At 33.6% G+C, this 5,880-nt stretch carries 4 protein-coding genes and 2 pseudogenes; 3 read left to right on the top strand and 3 right to left on the bottom strand.

Features of this window, described 5'->3' with window-relative positions; translation table 11 throughout:
• Window positions 1–162: pseudogene (locus IC220_RS05855) on the top strand (IS256 family transposase); the annotation flags it as partial.
• A 97-nt stretch (window positions 163–259) separates the two neighbouring features.
• Here IC220_RS05855 and IC220_RS05850 read toward each other — a convergent pair.
• Both IC220_RS05850 and IC220_RS05845 read right to left on the bottom strand, forming a co-directional pair.
• A pseudogene (locus IC220_RS05850) lies at window positions 260–661 on the bottom strand (transposase family protein); the annotation flags it as partial.
• Between the two features lie 187 nt (window positions 662–848).
• The gene (locus IC220_RS05845; protein ID WP_188153561.1) at window positions 849–2,177 is read right to left on the bottom strand and encodes a hypothetical protein; all 1,329 of its coding nucleotides are present in this window, start codon (window positions 2,175–2,177) and stop codon (window positions 849–851) included.
• A 224-nt stretch (window positions 2,178–2,401) separates the two neighbouring features.
• Here IC220_RS05845 and prmC point away from each other — a divergent pair, with 224 nt between their 5' ends.
• Window positions 2,402–3,247, top strand: a complete 846-nt coding sequence (prmC, locus tag IC220_RS05840; protein ID WP_188153560.1) for a peptide chain release factor N(5)-glutamine methyltransferase — start codon at window positions 2,402–2,404, stop codon at window positions 3,245–3,247.
• Window positions 3,248–3,307: 60 nt separating this feature from the next.
• The gene (locus IC220_RS05835) at window positions 3,308–4,333 is read left to right on the top strand and encodes an aspartate-semialdehyde dehydrogenase (RefSeq protein ID WP_188153559.1); all 1,026 of its coding nucleotides are present in this window, start codon (window positions 3,308–3,310) and stop codon (window positions 4,331–4,333) included.
• Window positions 4,334–4,405: 72 nt separating this feature from the next.
• Here the strand turns inward: IC220_RS05835 and hemB are convergent, their stop codons facing one another.
• Window positions 4,406–5,404, bottom strand: a complete 999-nt coding sequence (gene hemB, locus IC220_RS05830; protein ID WP_188153563.1) for a porphobilinogen synthase — start codon at window positions 5,402–5,404, stop codon at window positions 4,406–4,408.
• Window positions 5,405–5,880 lie beyond the last annotated feature (476 nt).

Genomic DNA, 5,880 nt, shown 5'->3' with positions numbered 1-5,880 from the left:
ACCAAGGGCTCATTTACCAGCATAAATGCCTTGTATAAGTTGGTATATTGTGCTATAAAGAAGGCAGAGGAAAAATGGACGATGCCTGTGCATGATTGGGCAGTAGCCATATCTCAGCTTGACATTTTCTTTCCTGGAAGATTGAAAATTGAGTTGAGCTAAAAATGTGGTTTGACACAGTTTATTTAACACTCCCTTTCGGGTTGGGGTTCCTTACCGGATTTTATCAGCAACTCTCTTTATGTTGTTTCGCAGGGGGTCTACTGCTTTTTTTTGGTCGCTCGATTGGTGTTTCCGTTGCATCTATCACTAAAATTTCATATTCTATCTCGCTTTTTAGCAGCTCTTTTCGTCCTGGTAACTTAAAATCCGGATGTTTTATCAACGTATCTTCTATCCACCTAATTATCTTGTAGCTGTTACTTTCGCTCATACCATAACTTCGACCTATGTGGAAATATGTCCTGTATTCACGTAAATACTCTAATGCCATAAGTAGCCTGTCTTCTATGCAGAGCTTGCTTTTACGCCCGCTCTTTGCTTTCTTCAACCTATCTTCTTTATCTAATATTTCTACCATCTTCTCGAAAGTTGCCTTTTTTACTCCTGTTAGACGCCGGTATTTTTCGTTGTCTAATTCCTTAACTTCTTTGTATCTCATACTTTTAAATTTATTATTTTATACTAATTTTTTGCTCTTTTCCAATTTTGAAAGAGGTCTATTCTCCTCTTACCTCCAAGACTAATATTTTCTTTAATATGATTGCCATTATGCTTAGCTACTTAAATGATTTCAGGACAGGTTCTTAAAAACAATCAATCATTTAACTGTGCATTTAGCAAAGTAATTAGATAGTACCTCTTAGATTGCATGCCAGATGATCATGTTTAGTTTGTGAAAGATTTGTTGCAGGACTATGCATTGTCACAGGATGATGATCTGCCAATAGCTTACGTATTTGATCTTGTGTGTTTGATAAATAAGTTAAAATTGAAAGTTTACGTGCACGTTTTTCACTTGGATGTTTTTTTTGCAGGCTATCTATCATTGATTTAAATTCCATCATATCATTGGTAGCTCTTGTTTTTTGTGAGAGACTATCGAATACTTGTTGCATGGGATTGATACACTTATCGATATTTTTTTGGTATTCATCGATATTTTTTTGGTATATATCAATCTTTTGCTGAAAATATCGATACCTGTGTCTTTTCCCTTCCATTTCTTTGACACAATCATTTTGATGATTTATGCAATGAAAAATTGATTGTTTCTTTTCATTAATAATACTGATTGATTCAGTGATACTTCCTATCAACTCCTCTACTTTTTTTAAGTCTCCTTTTAGTATCTGCTTTTCCTTATATATCAGATCCTCCATTTTAGTTTTGCATTCTTCATAAGATATAACAGGAGACAGCGTTCCATCCTTTATGCCTCTATCATAAAATTCCCTTAACTCATTATTGGCTAGTATTCCCATAGCATTATTCATCTCATCTGACGAATTAGGATATTTTGTGCTTAATGTCCTAATTCGCTTTGATAATAGGGTTAGAATTTTATTGTCAGCTAATTTTTCTAGTGATGTGATATAACCTTGCATTTTTACAAAAAGTGATGCTGCAGTTCCAGGTTTCTCGAATTCTTTCTTATTATCCTGATAAAACTTACCTTGTACAAAATCTTCAGCCTGCTTTTTTATTACCTGCAGTTCAGCAAGTGCTTGTTCCTCATCAACCTCGCTGAGGATTTTTATGATTTTTTTCTTTGCTTGCGTTGCCGTTTTATTATTTTCCAGATCATTGAGTTGTTGTTTTATTTCATTTCCGGCCTTATCGTTTATATTACCTGGTTCTTTCTTTACTGCATTTGTAGCTACGTTTTCAATAATATTCCTTGCTATCCCTTTGTTCTCTGGGTGATCCATATCTTTTACAAGAGAGCTAGCATATAATTGCCAAATCTCCTGGTTAGTTACATTTCTCTGATTAGTCCAATTTTCAAAATCTTCTTTATCTTTAAACCTTAAAATAGTATAAAGATTTTTCTCAGTGGCATTTGCTTTCTGCGTTTTTGTTTTATGCAAGAAATGCTTTATCGCAGTAGCATTTTTAAGTTGTACTTTTGATATATATAATACGAAATGCTTTATCGTATCTAAAATTTGGTTCATAACGTTACCTCAATATAAACCCATAGTAACAAATATTATAAAGACTTAACATTAAAGTTTTCATAATACCGTTACTAATATAAATTATATAATATGCTGATTTTACCCAGAAGAAGTGGAAAAAAGACCTGACTATTTTTTATATAAAGAAACAATTCTTATTACATTTGATTTTGCTCAGATTTTTCTCTAAAATAAAGTTTAATATCTTTAAGATCTCTTTAGTGAGAACTGTCAGTACTTTAATTCAAGAAGGATCAAAATTTTTATCTTCAAGTGGAGTAGACACACCATATCTTGACTGTGAGATAATTATGCAGCATGTGTTGGGTGTAGAAAGATCTTTCATCATCATGAACCATAATGATTTTGTCTTAGCACACAAAGAATCAAAGTTTTGGCAATTGATAAAAAAGAGAGCGAAAAAGCATCCAGTATCGCACCTAATAGGCAAGCGTGAATTCTGGAATAGCGATTTTATAGTTAGTCGCGACGTTTTAGATCCAAGACCAGACAGTGAAACGATAATTTCAACGGTGTTGAAATACTATATAAATAAGAAACAAAGACTAAAAATTGCAGATTTCGGTACTGGTACTGGTTGTTTACTGATATCTATATTGAGTGAATATCAATATGCCATAGGTATTGGCTTTGAAAAAAGTTTAAGAGCATATAGAGTTGCTTGCAAAAATGTCAAAAAACATAATCTATTGGGCAGAGCTAAAATTTTTCCACGCTCATGGACAGAATGTAGGGGTTTATTTGACCTGGTAATTAGTAATCCTCCATATATCAAGAGAGATAAGTTGAAAACCTTACAAGCTGAAGTACAGAAGGAGCCAAAAGTTGCACTTGATGGTGGCATAAGTGGATTGGATTGCTATGTGAGTATTTTTGCAATATTGAAAAAGTGCCTTAAAAAGGGAGGATTTGCTATATTGGAGATAGGCGAAGATCAAAACAATATCGATAGATTAATACCTTTATACGGGTTAGCTTTTCAAGAATATGTGTATGATTTATCAGGGATGAAGAGGTGCATTATTATAAAACAGGTTCACGGTTAGTAAAAATAGTTATAAACTTCATTAATAAAAATGAGTATAATATAAGTTTAAAATTGTAATATGGGATATAAAATTGCTGTTATCGGATCTACCGGAAAGGTAGGGCGTGAAGTATTGAACATACTTGCTGAATTTCAAGATAAAGGAAAGATCTCGATAGATTGTATGATTTTACTTGCATCAAAAAAATCAGCAGGAAAGAAAATAAGTTTTGGTGATGCAGAGTTAACAGTACTATGTCTGGAAGATCATGATCTGGCTGGAATTGACGTAGCTATTTTTTGTGCTGGATCTCAAATTTCTCAAGAGTATGTACCTCGTGCAGTAAATGCTGGATGCATTGTGATAGATAATACTTCATGCTTTAGGATGAAAGAAGGTGTACCATTGATTATTCCTGAAATCAATCAAGAGAAAATTGAAGAGTATAGAAATCATAACATAATATCTAATCCAAACTGTACTACAATACAAATGCTGCTAGCACTTAATTTATTACACCAACATGCAAAAATAAAGCGTGTCGTTGCTTCAACTTACCAATCAACTTCCGGTGCAGGCAAGGTAGCCATGGATGAGCTATATAACCAAACAAAAAAAATGTTTATCAATGAAGTCAAAAAGGCTGAGGTTTTTCCCAAGCAAATAGCGTTTAACTGTATTCCTCACATAGGGGATTTCATGGAGAATGGCGACACCAAAGAAGAATGGAAAATGTATGCAGAAACAAAAAAAATTTTAGGGGAAGAGATTAAAGTTACTGCAACCTGTGTAAGAGTACCGGTATTTGTTGGTCATGCTGTATCAGTGAATGTGGAATTTCATCAACCAATTACAGAAGAATTAGCATATGAAATATTTAATAATGCTGAAGATAAAGGAGTTTTATTATACGATCGACGTGAAGATGGTGGATATACAACTCAAACTGACGTTGTGAAGGAAGATGCAGTGTATATATCACGCATTCGGAAAGATGATACTGTGGAAAATGGGTTAAATATGTGGATAGTGGCTGATAACTTACGTAAAGGTGCAGCATTGAATATAGTACAAATTTTAGAGATTTTGGTAAAAATGCTGTAGTGAACTTGAGGTGAGAATTTTAACATCTTGTAAATTGGAGATTTCTTGCCGATTTTATTGGACAATTTGCCTTCACTTGTTTTGCAGGAGGCTATTTTTTGCAATATCAAGTGCAGCATAGGTAAGTATTGCGCTTGCACCAGCACGTTTGAAGCTAATCAAAGATTCATAGATTATTTTATCATAATTTAGCCAACCATTATTTGCTGCAGCTTTGATCATAGCATATTCACCGCTTACTTGATAAGCAAAAATAGGAAAGTTAAAATTGTCACTTGCTGTTTTGATAACATCTAAGTATGGCATGCCTGGTTTTATCATAATAAAGTCCGCACCCTCATTTATATCCATCTCGATTTCACAGATTGCCTCACGTGAGTTTCTATAATCCATTTGATAGCTACTTTTATCTATAGAATGTGATAATTCACATGAACCCACAATTTCTCTAAATGGCGCATAAAAGTGAGAGCAATATTTTGCGGCATAGGATAACACTGATGTGTTATAAAAGTTATTGTCATCTAGTGCTTTTCTAATTTTTCCTATTCTACCATCCATCATATCAGAAGGTGCAACTATGTCGCATCCTGCTTTTGCTAAGGCTAGTGCTTGCTTGCATAGTGCTGATACAGTGTCATCGTTTTCCACTTGGTTATTTCTTAAGATACCATCATGACCGTGGGTTGTGTATGGATCCAATGCAACATCTGCAATAATACCAATTTCAGGCACCTTTGATTTTACAGTATGAATTGCCCTGCAAATTAAATTATTAAAATTGTAAGCTTCTTTAGCATCTTCAGATTTTAAGTTGCTGTTAATAATAGGAAAAATTGCTACAGCATTAATCCCTAAATCTCTAGCCTCTTTAACTATTGATACCAGTCCATCTATTGAATAGCATTTAATATCAGGTAAGTCAGAAATTGGCATAGTTGTTTCTTTTTTATCATGGATAAAAAGAGGAAAAACTAAATCACTTACTGACAAGTCGTTTTCACTTGTTAAATTGCGAATCCATTTGTTTAAACGTCTACGCCTTAATCTTGTACTTGGAAAATAAAACATCAATCTGCAAAACTTTTCATTCAAGTAGAACATTTATTATAGATAGATTTTGTCAAGAAATCTATTAGCTTTTTCATGATGTTCATTACCATAAACCCTGATCTTATCACTTTTGGACTATTACGGGCAGTATATATCTGAGGAACATAGGCAATTTTGACGGCAAAATGGCTGTCAGAAATAGGTTTTAAGTGGTTTATTGATTAATGGATACTATATAAAAAAGTAGTAAAACAACATCTTAATTTGCATAATCGGTGATATAACACCTATTTTTTCACTAGGTAGTGTAGACATTCAAAAAGAAAGGAGTTATAATAACAATTTTTGAGAGAAGCTAAGGATGTTATACGACTTAAAAGATAAGCAATGGGAAAGGATAAAGGAGAGTTTACCCGGAAAGAAAGGGGATAGTGGAAGGAGTGCAAAGGACAACAGAAAGTTCATAGCAGCAGTGATGTGGATAGGGCGAACAG

It is taken from the genome of Wolbachia endosymbiont of Pentalonia nigronervosa (assembly GCF_014534705.1).
Lineage (GTDB): Bacteria > Pseudomonadota > Alphaproteobacteria > Rickettsiales > Anaplasmataceae > Wolbachia.
Note: the sequence above shows the minus strand (reverse complement) of the source record. Positions and strands in the feature narration are given on the sequence as shown.